The 12482-nt window shown below is 62.1% G+C and carries 13 protein-coding genes and 1 pseudogene; 4 read left to right on the top strand and 10 right to left on the bottom strand.

The window, feature by feature from the left end; translation table 11 throughout:
* The first annotated feature begins 4 nt into the window (after positions 1 to 4).
* From P3C29_RS22890 to P3C29_RS22875, 4 genes are all read left to right on the top strand, one after another.
* Entirely contained in the window at positions 5 to 874 is an 870-nt protein-coding gene (locus P3C29_RS22890; RefSeq protein WP_010173651.1) for an oxaloacetate decarboxylase, read from the top strand.
* A 162-nt stretch (positions 875 to 1036) separates the two neighbouring features.
* The gene (gene tauA, locus P3C29_RS22885) at positions 1037 to 2023 is read left to right on the top strand and encodes a taurine ABC transporter substrate-binding protein (RefSeq protein WP_275965513.1); all 987 of its coding nucleotides are present in this window, start codon (positions 1037 to 1039) and stop codon (positions 2021 to 2023) included.
* Between the two features lie 2 nt (positions 2024 to 2025).
* Positions 2026 to 2859, top strand: a complete 834-nt coding sequence (gene tauD, locus P3C29_RS22880; RefSeq protein WP_275965512.1) for a taurine dioxygenase — start codon at positions 2026 to 2028, stop codon at positions 2857 to 2859.
* 14 nt (positions 2860 to 2873) lie between these two features.
* On the top strand, positions 2874 to 3350 hold the full coding sequence (locus P3C29_RS22875) for an AAA family ATPase (protein WP_275965511.1): 477 nt from the start codon (positions 2874 to 2876) through the stop codon (positions 3348 to 3350).
* Here the strand turns inward: P3C29_RS22875 and P3C29_RS22870 are convergent.
* From P3C29_RS22870 to P3C29_RS22825, 10 genes and pseudogenes are all read right to left on the bottom strand, one after another.
* The gene (locus P3C29_RS22870) at positions 3347 to 3898 is read right to left on the bottom strand and encodes a GNAT family protein (RefSeq protein WP_275965510.1); all 552 of its coding nucleotides are present in this window, start codon (positions 3896 to 3898) and stop codon (positions 3347 to 3349) included. The genes P3C29_RS22875 and P3C29_RS22870 overlap by 4 nt on opposite strands.
* A 141-nt stretch (positions 3899 to 4039) precedes the next feature.
* On the bottom strand, positions 4040 to 6094 hold the full coding sequence (gene paaZ / locus P3C29_RS22865; RefSeq protein WP_275965509.1) for a phenylacetic acid degradation bifunctional protein PaaZ: 2055 nt from the start codon (positions 6092 to 6094) through the stop codon (positions 4040 to 4042).
* Positions 6095 to 6123: 29 nt separating this feature from the next.
* Positions 6124 to 7770 (bottom strand): cation acetate symporter, encoded by a 1647-nt coding sequence (locus P3C29_RS22860; RefSeq protein ID WP_010173639.1) that lies wholly within the window; start codon positions 7768 to 7770, stop codon positions 6124 to 6126.
* Positions 7767 to 8075: a DUF485 domain-containing protein gene (locus tag P3C29_RS22855; RefSeq protein WP_275965508.1), complete on the bottom strand. Its 309-nt coding sequence runs from the start codon at positions 8073 to 8075 to the stop codon at positions 7767 to 7769. Before P3C29_RS22855 ends, P3C29_RS22860 begins: the two co-directional genes overlap by 4 nt.
* A gap of 48 nt (positions 8076 to 8123) precedes the next feature.
* Complete coding sequence (gene paaE / locus P3C29_RS22850; RefSeq protein WP_275965507.1) at positions 8124 to 9200, bottom strand: 1,2-phenylacetyl-CoA epoxidase subunit PaaE; 1077 nt, start codon at positions 9198 to 9200, stop codon at positions 8124 to 8126.
* A 33-nt stretch (positions 9201 to 9233) separates the two neighbouring features.
* Positions 9234 to 9767: a 1,2-phenylacetyl-CoA epoxidase subunit PaaD gene (gene paaD / locus P3C29_RS22845; RefSeq protein ID WP_201123164.1), complete on the bottom strand. Its 534-nt coding sequence runs from the start codon at positions 9765 to 9767 to the stop codon at positions 9234 to 9236.
* Complete coding sequence (gene paaC, locus P3C29_RS22840) at positions 9754 to 10515, bottom strand: 1,2-phenylacetyl-CoA epoxidase subunit PaaC (RefSeq protein WP_275965506.1); 762 nt, start codon at positions 10513 to 10515, stop codon at positions 9754 to 9756. The genes paaD and paaC overlap by 14 nt, the downstream gene beginning before the upstream one ends.
* Positions 10516 to 10523: 8 nt before the next feature.
* The gene (gene paaB, locus P3C29_RS22835; RefSeq protein WP_003208899.1) at positions 10524 to 10805 is read right to left on the bottom strand and encodes a 1,2-phenylacetyl-CoA epoxidase subunit PaaB; all 282 of its coding nucleotides are present in this window, start codon (positions 10803 to 10805) and stop codon (positions 10524 to 10526) included.
* Between the two features lie 27 nt (positions 10806 to 10832).
* Positions 10833 to 11822 carry a 1,2-phenylacetyl-CoA epoxidase subunit PaaA gene (gene paaA, locus P3C29_RS22830; protein WP_003208897.1) on the bottom strand — a complete coding sequence of 330 codons (990 nt, stop codon included), beginning with the start codon at positions 11820 to 11822 and terminating at the stop codon, positions 10833 to 10835.
* A gap of 412 nt (positions 11823 to 12234) precedes the next feature.
* Positions 12235 to 12482 (bottom strand): annotated as a pseudogene (locus tag P3C29_RS22825) (hypothetical protein); the annotation flags it as partial.

Below are 12482 nucleotides of genomic sequence, written 5' to 3'. Positions count from 1 at the left end.
GAACATGTCGAAAATTTCCCACCAGGATCTACGGCGCTCGTTTCGCGAGTTGCTGGCCTCCCAACACTGCTTTCACACGGCCTCGGTATTTGACCCTATGTCGGCCAGGATCGCCTCGGACCTGGGCTTTGAAGTCGGTATCCTGGGAGGCTCGGTGGCGTCGCTGCAGGTCCTGGCTGCACCGGACTTTGCGCTGATTACCCTGAGTGAGTTCGTCGAGCAGGCCACCCGGATCGGTCGGGTGGCGCAACTTCCAGTGATTGCCGACGCCGATCATGGCTACGGCAATGCGCTGAACGTGATGCGCACCGTCCAGGAACTGGAGCGTGCGGGCGTTTCGGCGCTGACGATTGAAGATACCTTGCTGCCCGCACAGTTCGGGCGTAAATCCACCGACCTCATCAGCACCGAAGAGGGCGTGGGCAAGGTCAAGGCGGCGCTGGAGGCGCGGGTCGACCCGCAGCTTTCGATCATCGCCCGGACCAACGCCGCCGTGCTGCCGGTGGAAGACGTTATCCATCGTACCAAGGCGTATCAAGAGGCCGGTGCAGACGGCATCTGCATGGTGGGTATCCGTGACTTCGACCACCTTGAACAGATCGCTGAAGGCCTGACGGTGCCGCTGATGCTGGTGACCTACGCCAACCCGAACCTCAACGACAATGAACGCCTGGCGAAACTGGGCGTGCGGATCGTGGTGGCGGGCCACGGCGCCTACTTCGCCTCGATCAAGGCCACCTACGACAGCCTTCGCGAGCAGCGCAACCTTACGCGCAGCACGTCAAACCTGACGGCCAGCGAATTGACCCATACCTACACGTTCCCCGATACCTACGTGAACTGGGCCAAAGAGTTCATGGACGTTCAAGAGTGAAACCCTGCAGGAGCGAGCAAGCTCGCTCCTGCAGAGGCTCTAAGCTAATTCCATAAAATTATTTATTTTATTTTTTATAGATCAATATCATCTAACTGAGTTGACCCTTGGAGAGCCGGGAACCGCGCTGCTCAAGTCTTATCCGCTCAGGAATCTATAAAAATGAAAACGCTGAAACTGGCCCGGAATCTCTTCTCGGCTGTGGGCCTCGCTGTCCTTTCCCTAAGTGCTCAATCCGCTGACCTCACCTTCGGCTACATCAACGGCATCGACCCGATCAAACGCGCGATTGCCGATGGCGAATATGAACAGGGCATTGGCCAGAAAATCGATTGGCGCGCATTCGATGCGGGCCCGGCCGTGTTGGCGGCCATGGCGTCCGGCGATGTACAGATCGGCAACCTGGGTTCCAGCCCGCTGGCCGCAGCAGCTTCGCGCAACATGCCGTTGGTGGCGTTCATTGTCAGCGCACAGATTCGCAGTTCCGAGGCTCTGGTGGTGCGCGACGGCAGCGGGATCAAGAACCCTGACGACCTGATCGGCAAAACCGTCGCCGTGCCGTTTGTCTCGACCTCCCATTACAGCCTGCTGGGTGCGCTGAAGCACTGGAACCTGGACCCGCGCAAGGTCAACATCGTCAACCTGACACCGGCGCAAATCACCGCCGCCTGGGCCCGTGGCGATATCGACGGGGCATTTACCTGGTCGCCTGCCCTGGGTGAAATCCGCAAGACCGGCAAGATCCTGACCGACGCTGGCGAGGTTTCAAACTGGGGCGCGCCGACCTTTGAAGTGTGGGTCGCACGCAAGGATTTCGCCGAAAAGAACCCCAAGGTCGTGGCCGACTTTGCCAAGGTCAGCCTGGCAGCCATTGCCGATTATGCGGCGCATAAAAAGGACTGGACCGCTGACTCTGCCCCTGTGAAGAGCATCGCCCGGCTCACCGGGGCCAACGCTGCGGACATTCCCGAACTGCTCGAAGGCTCTTCGTTCCCGACAGCCGCCGAACAGAAAAGCGCCCAATACCTCGCCGGCGGCACTGCCAAGGAAATCGCCAAGACCGCCGAATTTCTGAAGGAGCAGGGGAAAATCGAAAAGGTCCTGCCGGACTATTCAGCCTTTGTCAGCGACAAGTTCGTCGGAGAGTAATCATGGGCCAGACACTTCATCCCCTTGGCCCTGCCATCGGCGCCGAGGTTGAGGGGCTGGATATGTCCCGGCCTCTGACTGACCAACAGCGCGACTGGGTGGAGCAAGCACTGCTGCAGCATCAGGTGTTGTTCTTCCGTAACCAGGCCATTACCCCAGCGCAGCACGTAGCGTTTGCCGCGCGGTTTGGTGATTTGCACCGGCATCCTATTTATCCGCACGTTGATCAGCACTCGGAACTGCTGCTGATCGACACCGCCGTGACCGATGTACGCGACAACGCCATCTGGCATACCGACGTGACCTTCCTCACGGTGCCGGCGATGGGCTCCGTGCTGGCGGCCAGGCAAGTGCCGGCCTTCGGCGGGGATACGTTGTGGGCCAATGGCGTGGCGGCGTTCGAAGCGTTATCGGCCCCCCTCCGGCGCCTGCTTGATGGCCTGACCGCTACCCACGAGTTGACCAAGTCCTTTCCCACCGAACGGTTTGGCAGCACGCCCGAAGCATTGGAACGCTACGAAAAAGCCAGGAAGGATCACCCGCCGCTGTCACACCCGGTGGTCAGGACCCATCCCGCTACGGGTCGCAAGGCATTGTTTGTGAATGAAGGCTTCACCACGCGAATCAACGAGCTTGAGGCGGCAGAAAGCGAGGCGCTGCTGCGGCTGTTGTTCAGCCACGTGAGCCGCCCGGAATTTACCGTGCGTTGGCGGTGGAAGGCGAATGATGTAGCGTTTTGGGATAACCGCATTACCCAGCATTACGCGATTGATGATTACCGGCCGCAAAGGCGGGTGATGCACCGCGCGACGATTTTGGGTGACGTGCCTTTTTGATGGAGGATCAGTCGATGGACCTGCCCCTGGTGATCAACCCGGACGACTATCTGGAAACCGAGTTCGGCAGGGAATTCACGCCTGAGCGAAATCGACAGGCATGGCAGCTCGCGTATGCGCGGTTGAGGCTCGTGCTCTCAGAAGCGTCAGAGGGCGCTCATGTGTATGTGGTCATGGGCGTGCAAGGGGCTGGCAAGTCGCGCTGGGTGTCGGAGAACCTTGAGCGATTGGGGCGCGGGGCGATCGTCTTTGATGCAGCCTTGCCGGCGCGGCGTCATCGGGAGGAGCTGCTTTCCATCATCAGGGAATATGCAATCCCGGTAACGGGCATCCTGGTGAGCGCACCCTTGGAGCTGGCGTTAGCGCGAAACGCACAACGCAGCGCTGACAAGAGGGTGCCGGAGGAGGCGTTGAAAAGCGTGTTCAATATGCTTGAACCGCCTGATGAAGACGAAGGGTTTGTGCGGGCACAGACGATTGTAAGCGGCTAAAGGTATTCGCACTCTTCCCGCAGCAGCGACAGTTGTACCAGGTCTTGGTGACTTCCGTTCCAGTAACCGGCCTGCCTCAATGTGCCTTCACGCACGAACCCGGCTTTTTCAAGCAGGTTCAGCGACGGGGTGTTGTCGGGGTGGACCAATGCTTCGATCCTGTTGAGCGCCATGTGCTGGAACGCCCATTGAACGGCGGCGTAAACCGCCTCCGTCATGAGCCCGCGGCCTTGTGCCGATTGCGCTAATTCAAACCCGATGGCGCAGCTTCGCCACCCACGATTCCATTTGAAGAATCCACAGGTGCCGATCAGCGCTGCCGTGGCGGTGTCCTCAATCCCCCAGCGAACCCCCGGATTGGCCGAGGTGCGCCAACTGGCAAACAGCTCGATCAATTGCTCCGCTTGCCGAGGCTCGGTCAGCGGATCGGTGCCGAACCACTTCATCGCCTCCGCATCGCCATGAATCGCAAACAGCACCGCTGCGTCCTGCGGTGTCAGTTCCCTGAGCCGCAGGCGTTCGGTTTTGATGAGGGGGAAGTCGGACACGGTGGGCGTCACCTTTTGGAAAAACGATCCCTACGGTGTGTTGTACGGCGCAAAAAATCAATCAGGCGGGAGGCAAACACACTCTCCTGATCAACCGAGATCCAATGTGGGAGCTGTCGAGCCCCACATTGGTCTGAGCGATCACTCCTCGCGTTTCACCACCAACGTCAAGATGTCATAACTGGCCACCAACTCACCCAACTGGTTGGTCACCTCCACATCCCACGCCACCACGCCCTGGGGAATGCCCTGCGGGCTCTTCTTGCCCTGGTCGATCTTGCGTTTGCACGTCAGTCGCGCCTGGATGGTGTCGCCAATGCCCACCGGGTTGATAAAGCGCAGGGTGTCGAGCCCGTAGTTCGCCAACACCGGGCCCGGCGCCGGGGACACAAACAGACCGGCCGCCGCCGACAGCACAAAGTAACCGTGGGCGATGCGCTTGCCGAATTGCGATTCCTTGGCGGCGATGTCGTCGAAGTGCATGTAGAAGTGGTCGCCTGACAGGCAGCCGAAGTTCACCAGGTCGGCCTCGGTGACGGTGCGGCGGTGGGTCAGCAGCGATTCGCCAATCTGCAGGTCCTGGAAGAACCGGCGGAACGGGTGCACTTCGGTCTCGATGACCTTGGCGCCGCGCACGTATTCGCCGGTGACGGCCGCCAGCATGGTCGGCGAGCCCTGGACCGCCGCGCGTTGCAGGTAGTGTTTCACCGCGCGCAGGCCGCCGAGTTCTTCACCACCACCGGCGCGGCCCGGGCCGCCGTGTTTGAGCTGGGGCAGGGGGGAACCGTGACCGGTGGACTCGGCGGCGGATTCGCGGTCGAGCACCAGCAGGCGGCCGTGCCAGGCGGCTGCCACCGGGATGGCTTTGGCGGCAATCTGCGGGTCTTTGGTGATCAGGCTGGCGACGAGGCTGCCTTTGCCGCGTGCGGCCAGGGCGAGGGCTTCGTCCAGGTCGTCGTAGGCCATCAGGGTGCTGACCGGGCCGAAGGCCTCGATGTCGTGGGCGCCACCCTCAGCGTGCGGGTCGCGTGCCTGCAGCAGGGTCGGGGCGAAGAACGCGCCCTGGCTGACGTTTTCACCGCGCGGCTCAAACCCGTCGCGGGCGCCGAACAGCATGTCGCTGCTCTGCAACAGGCTTTCCAGGCGCTCGGCCACGTCTTTCTGTTGATCGTGGGAGGCCAGCGCGCCCATGCGCACGCCTTCCACCGACGGGTCGCCCACCACGACTTTTTTCAGGCGGTCCCGCAGGCGAGTGGCAACCGCATCGATGTGTTTGGCCGGCACGATGGCGCGGCGAATGGCGGTGCATTTCTGCCCGGCCTTGGTGGTCATTTCCCGGGCGACTTCCTTGATGAACAGCTCGAATTCTTCGTCGTCCGGGGTGACGTCCGGGGCGAGGATCGCGCAGTTCAGCGAGTCGGCCTCGGCGTTGAACGGCACCGAGTTGCGGATCAGGTTCGGGTTGACCCGCAGCTTGGCCGCGGTGTCGGCGGAGCCGGTGAAGGTCACCACGTCCTGGCCTTGCAGGCGGTCGAGCAGGTCGCCGGTGCTGCCGATCACCAGTTGCAGGCTGCCCGGTGGCAGCAGGCCGGATTCGTCCATCAGGCGCACCACGGCTTCGGTCAGGTAGCTGGTGGCGCTGGCCGGCTTGACGATGCACGGCATACCCGCCAGAAAGCTCGGGGCGAATTTTTCCAGCATGCCCCAGATCGGGAAGTTGAACGCGTTGATGTGCACCACCAGGCCGCCACGGGGCACCAGGATGTGCGTACCGGCGAAACTCCCCAGCTTGCTCAACTGCATTGCCGGGCCTTCGTGGACGATATTGCCCGACGGCAATTCCCGCGAACCGAGGCTGGCGTAGGTGAACAGCGTGCTGTTGCCGCCTTCGATATCGATCCAGCTGTCGGCACGGGTCGCGCCGCTGTGGTGGGAGAGGGCGTAGAGCTGCTCTTTGCGCTCGCTCAGGTACAGGGCTATAGCCTTGAGGCGCTGGGCCCGTTGCTGGAAGTCCAGGGCCATCAGCCCGCTGACACCCTGGCGGCGCCCGTGCTCGATGGCTTCGGCGAAGTCCGGACGTTCTTCATGAGTGCGCGCAAGCTCGTGGCCGTCGATGGCGCTGCGCAGCACCTGGGCGCCGTGTTGGCCGATCCAGCGGCCAGCGATAAAACTTTGCAGGGTAGGGGCGTGAGGCATCACGATTCCTCCGGGTTGGATAAAGAGAGTTAGTGTTTGCTGGCGCCTGCGGCACCAATGCCGGTCATGGAGCGGATGAACTGCGCCAGGTAGCGGCCGCGCTCAATGGCGGCGCGGGGCGAACGGTCGGTGACGGAAAAGGCCCAGGCGCTGAAAAACGCCAGGCTCATGGAGAACAGGGCCGGGTTGGAGTACGGGAACAGTGCCTTGTCGTAATGCAGCACGTTGACCCACACCGCCGGGCTCAGCACCAGCAGCACGATGGCCGAGACCAGCCCCGCCAGGCTGCCGGTCACCGCGCCACGGGTGGTCAGGCCCTTCCAGTACATCGAGAGGAACAGCACCGGGAAATTCACCGAGGCGGCGATTGCCAGTACCAGGCCGGACAGGAACGCAATGTTCTGCGACTCAAACAGCAGGCCGAGGATGATCGCCAACACGCCGATGCACAGCGTGGCGATGCGCGACACGCGGATTTCCTGCTGCTCGCTGGCCTGGCCCTTGCGGATCACGCAGGCATACAGGTCGTGGGACACCGCCGATGCGCCGGACAACGCCAGCCCGGCCACCACCGCCAGGATGGTCGCGAAGGCCACCGCTGAAATGAACCCGAGGAACAGGTTGCCACCCACGGCCTGGGCCAGGTGCACGGCGATCATGTTGCCGCCGCCGATGATTGCGCCATTGGCATCGCGAAAGCTTGGATCGGTGCCCACCATGACGATGGCACCGAAGCCGACGATGATCAGCAGCAGGTAGAAGTAGCCAATGAAACCGGTGGCGTAGAACACGCTTTTGCGCGCTTCCTTGGCATCGCTGACGGTAAAGAAACGCATCAGGATATGCGGCAGCCCGGCGGTGCCGAACATCATGCCCAGGCCCAGGGAAATCGCATCGATCGGGTTCGACAGCAAGCCGCCCGGCGCCATGATCGCGTTGCCTTTGGCATGCACGGCGGTGGCCCCGGCGAACATCGCTTCGGTGCTGAAACCAAAGTGCTTGAGCACCATGAACGCCATGAAGGTGGTGCCGAACAGCAGCATTACCGCCTTGATGATCTGCACCCAGGTGGTGGCGAGCATGCCGCCGAAGGTCACGTAGAACACCATCAGCACGCCCACCAGCATTACCGCATACAGGTAGTCGATGCCGAACAGCAGCTCGATCAGCTTGCCGGCGCCAACCATCTGTGCCACCAGGTACATCAGTGCCACGGTCAGGGTGCCGAAGGCCGAGGTCAGGCGCACCGGCGTTTGCTCCAGCCGGTAGGACACCACATCGGCAAAGGTGTATTTGCCCAGGTTGCGCAGGCGTTCGGCGATCAGGAACAGGATGATCGGCCAGCCGGCCAACACACCCAGGGCGTAGAGCAGACCGTCATAGCCGTTGAGGAACATCATCGCCGAGATGCCGAGGAATGACGCGGCGGAGATCATGTCGCCGGCAATCGCCAGGCCATTCTGGAAACCGCTCATGCCGCCGCCAGCGGTATAGAAGTCGCTGGCGGAGCGGGTGCGCAGGGCGGCCCAACGGGTGACGCCAAGAGTGAACAGCACGAACACCAGGAACATGCCGATGGCGTTCCAGTTCAATGGCCGGGACGCGCCATCGGCGGCCACCGCCAAGTCCGTGGCCAACGCCAAAGGCAGGAGAAACCACGCCACCAGCCGGCTCATGCTGCGCACTCCTGCTTGAGTTTGTCGTTCAGCGGGTCGATCACATGATTGGCGCGGTACACATAAAAGCCGGTCAGCGCGAACGCCAGCAGCACAATCACCACACCCACCAACATGCCCACGGTGGTCACGCCGCCGCTCAACGACTGCCCGAGGGTGGCCGGGGAGAACGCCACCAACAGCACAAATCCGAAATAGATCACCAGCATGATCAGCGACAGCGACCAGTACAGGTTTTGTTTGCGGCGTACCAACTGGATGAAATCGGGATGTCGACAGATGCGTTCGATATCGTCGGGGGTCATGACGGTGTGCTCCTTTTTATTGTTGTGGTTGTGGTGTTGCGGCACGCGTTACAGCTGATCGAAATCCAGTACCACCTTGTCGCTGACCGGGAACGCCTGGCACGACAGCACATAGCCGGCGGCTACTTCGTAGTCTTCCAGGGCGTGGTTGCTGTCCATCTCCACTTCGCCTTCGATCACCTTGCATTTGCAGGTGGAGCACACGCCGGCCTTGCACGAATACGGCAGCTCGGCGCCCTGGGCGTTGCCCGCGTCAAGAATGCTCTGGCTGTTGCGCGGCAGGTCGAAGGCCAGGGCGCGGCCATCGCTGATCACGGTGATCTGGCTGACCGCCGCATCCACTTGCCGCGCCGCTTCACGCGCCTCGCGTTTGTGCTGGCTGCCGACGGCGGCGAACAGTTCGAAGTGAATGCGCTCGGGCGCCATGCCCTTGGCCTTGAGGCTGTCGCGCACGGTTTCGGTCATTTCCTGGGGGCCGCAGATAAAGGCCGCGTCGAGGGCTTTTACGTCGAGCCAGCGGGAGAACAGTTGCTCGCATTTGTCGGCGTTGATGCGGCCGTTGTAGAGGTCCACGTCCTGCTGCTCGCGGCTGAACACGAAGATCAGGTTCAGGCGCTGCAAGTAGCGGTTCTTCAGGTCTTCGAGCTGTTCGCGAAACAGCGCTCCCGAGCTGGAACGGTTGCCGTACAGCAGCGTCACGCGGCTATGGGGCTCGGTTTGCAGGGTGGTCTTGATGATCGAAAGGATCGGCGTGATACCGCTCCCGGCCGCCACCGCCAAGTAATTGCCATGGCGCGCGGGATCAAGGTCCACATGGAAATGCCCGGCGGGCGGCATCACTTCCAGGCTGTGCCCGGCCTTGAGCTGCTCATTGGCAAACGCCGAGAACCGACCGCCGGCCACGCGCTTGATGGCGATGCGCAGTTCACCGTCATTGACCCCGGTGCAGATCGAATAGGAGCGGCGCACTTCCTCGCCATCCAGCCGGGTGCGCATCACCAGGTGCTGGCCCTGGGTGAAGTGGAAACTGTCTTGCAGGTGCTGCGGAATCTCGAAGGCGATGGACACCGCGTCACGGGTCTCGTTGCGCACATCCTTGATGGTCAGGCTGTGAAATTTGCTCATTGTTGTTCTCCAACCAAGCGGGCCACTGGCCCCTCAGATGCACTTGAAATAGTCGAACGGTTCGAGGCAGTCGCGGCAGCGGTGCAGCGCCTTGCAGGCGGTGGAGCCGAATTCGCTGAGCACTTCGGTGTGAGAGCTGCCGCATTGCGGGCAGGCAATCACCGGGCTTTCGCCGAGCAGGCTGCGCTTGCTGCTACTGCCTTGGGGCGGTGCGATGCCGTAGGCCCGCAAGCGTTCGCGGCCACTGTGGGTGATCCAGTCGGTGGTCCAGGCCGGGGTCAACTTGCGTTCCAGTTGCGGCGCACGAAAACCCGCTTGCTCCAGGGCATCGCGGATATCGCCCTCGATCACCTCAGTGGCCGGGCAGCCGGAGTAGGTCGGCGTGACCACCACGTGCAGATGACCGGCCTGCCAGTCAAGGTCGCGCACTATCCCCAGGTCGACCACGCTCACCACCGGCACTTCCGGGTCCATGACCTGGGCGAGGGTGGCCCACGCGGCGGCCAGGTCGGTGGGTTGCGCCGGCCGTGCGCCCTGGTCGCTGGCGATCAGCTCACCAGGTTGCATCGGGGTACGCTCGGGGCAGGAATTGCATTTCCGCCAGCAAAATCCCCAGGTGCTCGCTGTGCAAGCCACGGCGGGCGTCCAGGTAGAAGTAGCTCGCGGCAGGCGGCAGGGGCAGGGTGGCGCTGGTGAAGATCTCGCTGACCTTGGCCTGCCACGCTGCGCCGACCTGGGCGGAGTCCGGCGTGATGCCGGCGGCGTTCAGGCGCTGTTCGCTGTCGTCGGCGCTGGTCAGTTCCACGGTGAAGCGCCACAGCTCGGGGATCGCCGCGAGCATGCGCGTGTGGCTTTCGTCGGTGCCGTCTCCCAGGCGCTCCACCCATTCGCCGGAGCGGCGCAGGTGATAGGTGACTTCCTTGACAGCCTTGGCGGCGATGCCGGCGATACGTTCGTCACTGGATTGGGCCAGGCCGCTCAACACCGGCAAGTGCCAGGCGTCATACAGGAATTGCTTGAGGATGGTCACCGCGTAGTCGCCGTTGGGTTGTTCCACCAGCAGCAGGTTGCGATAGGCGCGCTCGTCCCGGCGGAAGGCCAGGTGATCGGCGTCGCGCCCGTCGTCCAGCAACTCGGCGGCGTACTCCAGCCAATTGCGCGCCTGGCCCACCAGGTCGAGGCCGACGTTCATCAGCGCCAACTCTTCTTCCAGCGCCGGCGCGTGGCCGCACCACTGGCACAGGCGCTGGCCCTGGATCAGGGCGCTGTCGCCGAGGCGCAGCAGGTATTCGATCAGATCGGTTTCAGTGTTCATGGTCGACCTCACATGTGTCCGACTTCAGCCGGCAACTCATAGAAGCTGGCGTGGCGGTAGACCTTGTCGTCGGCGGGGTCGAACAGCGGGTCTTTCTCGTCCGGCGACGAAGCGGTGATCAGCGCCGAAGGCACCACCCACAGGCTCACGCCTTCACTGCGCCGGGTGTACAACTCCCGGGCGTTTTCGATAGCCATGGTGGTGTCGGCGGCATGCACGCTGCCCACATGCTTGTGATTCAGGCCGTGCTTGCTGCGCACGAAAACTTCAAACAGGGTCCATTCAGACATAACGGTGACTCCACATCAGGTGGCCGATCAGGCGGCGTTCTTGTTCTGTTTTTTGCGGGCGTGGGCGACGGCGGCTTCGCGCACCCAGGCACCGTCTTCAATGGCTTTGCGGCGGGTGGCGACGCGTTCCTGGTTGCACGGGCCATTGCCCTTGAGCACCTCGTAGAACTCGCTCCACTGAATCTCGCCGAAATCGTAATGGCCGCGCTCGGCGTTCCACTTCAGGTCCGGGTCGGGGCAGGTGCAGCCCAGCAACTCCAACTGCGGGATGGTCTGGTCGATAAAGCGCTGGCGCAGCTCGTCGTTGCTCTGGCGCTTGATCTTCCAGGCCATGGACTGGGCGCTGTTGGGGGAGTGTTCGTCGCTGGGGCCGAACATCATCAGCGACGGCCACCACAGGCGGTTGATCGCGTCCTGGACCATGTCTTTTTGCGCCTGTGTGCCCTGGCGCATCATGGTCAGCAGCAGCTCATAGCCCTGGCGCTGGTGAAAACTTTCTTCCTTGCAGATGCGCACCATGGCTCGGGAGTAGGGGCCGTAGGAGGTGCGCTGCAGCACCACCTGGTTGACGATCGCGGCGCCGTCTACCAGCCAGCCCACTGCGCCCATGTCGGCCCAGTTCAGGGTTGGGTAGTTGAAGATGCTGGAGTACTTGGCCTTGCCGCTGTGGAGCTTGGCGATTTCTTCGTCGCGGTCGGCGCCCAGGGTTTCCATGGCGCTGTACAGGTACAGGCCGTGGCCGGCTTCGTCCTGGATCTTGGCCATCAGTTGCAGTTTGCGTTTGAGGGTAGGGGCGCGGGTGACCCAGTTGCCTTCGGGCAGCATGCCGACGATTTCCGAGTGGGCGTGCTGGGAGATCTGGCGGATCAGGGTTTGACGGTAGGCGTCGGGCATCCAGTTCTTGGCTTCGATCTTGATTTCGGCATCGATCTTTTCCTGGAAGGCGCGCTCCTGGTCGGACATCTCCGAGAGGTCCTTGATGCGCTTTACTCCGGTTTCTACAAGCTGTGCGTACATGGGGGGTCTCCCGCCTTGTGTTTTGTCGTAGGCATGGAGAACTTTATAAGCGATACGGAAATTAATATCAAACACAAAATTTAGTGTCGGTATTGGGTTTTGTATCGCTTTGGGTGGGGGGTATATCCATTTCTTCGGTAACGGCTTCCTATGGTTTCGCTCTTACAGCGACTCACTTTGGAAAAGCCCCAAAGTAAGCAAAGGGCTCTGCCCCGCCTGTCGGCACCTCGCCTAGGCTCGGTGTTCCCTCACTCCGGCATTGCTCCGCGGGCCGCCGCGACGGGGCGTCCCTGCCCCGTCGCGGCTAAACCGGCGTCCTGCCGGTTTACCCGCTCCTCAATCCCTGCGTTCGGCCTCGGGCTTATTGGGGCAGTCAGAGCCAGATCAAGATCAAAAGCAAGAGCACAGCGGCCTACAGGCCGGCTTGAGTGGTAGAAGCCAGAGCAAAAGCCAAAGCGAAAGCAGAGCTGCTTTTCTGTAGGAGCCGGCTTGCCTGCGATGGCATCACCTCGGTGTGTCTGATGTACCGAGTTGTCTGCATCGCAGGCAAGCCAGCTCCCACATTTGACCGTGCCCGCTGTAGATTTTGATCTTGATGTTGCCTTTGCTTCACACCACTCAAGCCGGCCTGTAGGCCGCTGTGCTGTTGATCTTTGATCT

This window comes from Pseudomonas sp. 1912-s (genome assembly GCF_029269205.1).
In the GTDB taxonomy this organism is placed as follows: domain Bacteria; phylum Pseudomonadota; class Gammaproteobacteria; order Pseudomonadales; family Pseudomonadaceae; genus Aquipseudomonas.
This window is presented reverse-complemented; position numbering and strand designations above follow the sequence as displayed.

Excerpts from the sequence above, each read along its gene's own strand:
- P3C29_RS22890 (WP_010173651.1), top strand. The coding sequence starts at position 5 with ATGTCGAAAATTTCCCACCAGGATCTACGGCGCTCGTTTCGCGAGTTG.
- tauA (WP_275965513.1), top strand. The coding sequence starts at position 1,037 with ATGAAAACGCTGAAACTGGCCCGGAATCTCTTCTCGGCTGTGGGCCTC.
- tauD (WP_275965512.1), top strand. The coding sequence starts at position 2,026 with ATGGGCCAGACACTTCATCCCCTTGGCCCTGCCATCGGCGCCGAGGTT.
- P3C29_RS22875 (WP_275965511.1), top strand. The coding sequence starts at position 2,874 with ATGGACCTGCCCCTGGTGATCAACCCGGACGACTATCTGGAAACCGAG.
- paaZ (WP_275965509.1), bottom strand. The coding sequence starts at position 6,094 with ATGCCTCACGCCCCTACCCTGCAAAGTTTTATCGCTGGCCGCTGGATC.
- P3C29_RS22860 (WP_010173639.1), bottom strand. The coding sequence starts at position 7,770 with ATGAGCCGGCTGGTGGCGTGGTTTCTCCTGCCTTTGGCGTTGGCCACG.
- P3C29_RS22855 (WP_275965508.1), bottom strand. The coding sequence starts at position 8,075 with ATGACCCCCGACGATATCGAACGCATCTGTCGACATCCCGATTTCATC.
- paaE (WP_275965507.1), bottom strand. The coding sequence starts at position 9,200 with ATGAGCAAATTTCACAGCCTGACCATCAAGGATGTGCGCAACGAGACC.
- paaD (WP_201123164.1), bottom strand. The coding sequence starts at position 9,767 with ATGCAACCTGGTGAGCTGATCGCCAGCGACCAGGGCGCACGGCCGGCG.
- paaC (WP_275965506.1), bottom strand. The coding sequence starts at position 10,515 with ATGAACACTGAAACCGATCTGATCGAATACCTGCTGCGCCTCGGCGAC.
- paaB (WP_003208899.1), bottom strand. The coding sequence starts at position 10,805 with ATGTCTGAATGGACCCTGTTTGAAGTTTTCGTGCGCAGCAAGCACGGC.
- paaA (WP_003208897.1), bottom strand. The coding sequence starts at position 11,822 with ATGTACGCACAGCTTGTAGAAACCGGAGTAAAGCGCATCAAGGACCTC.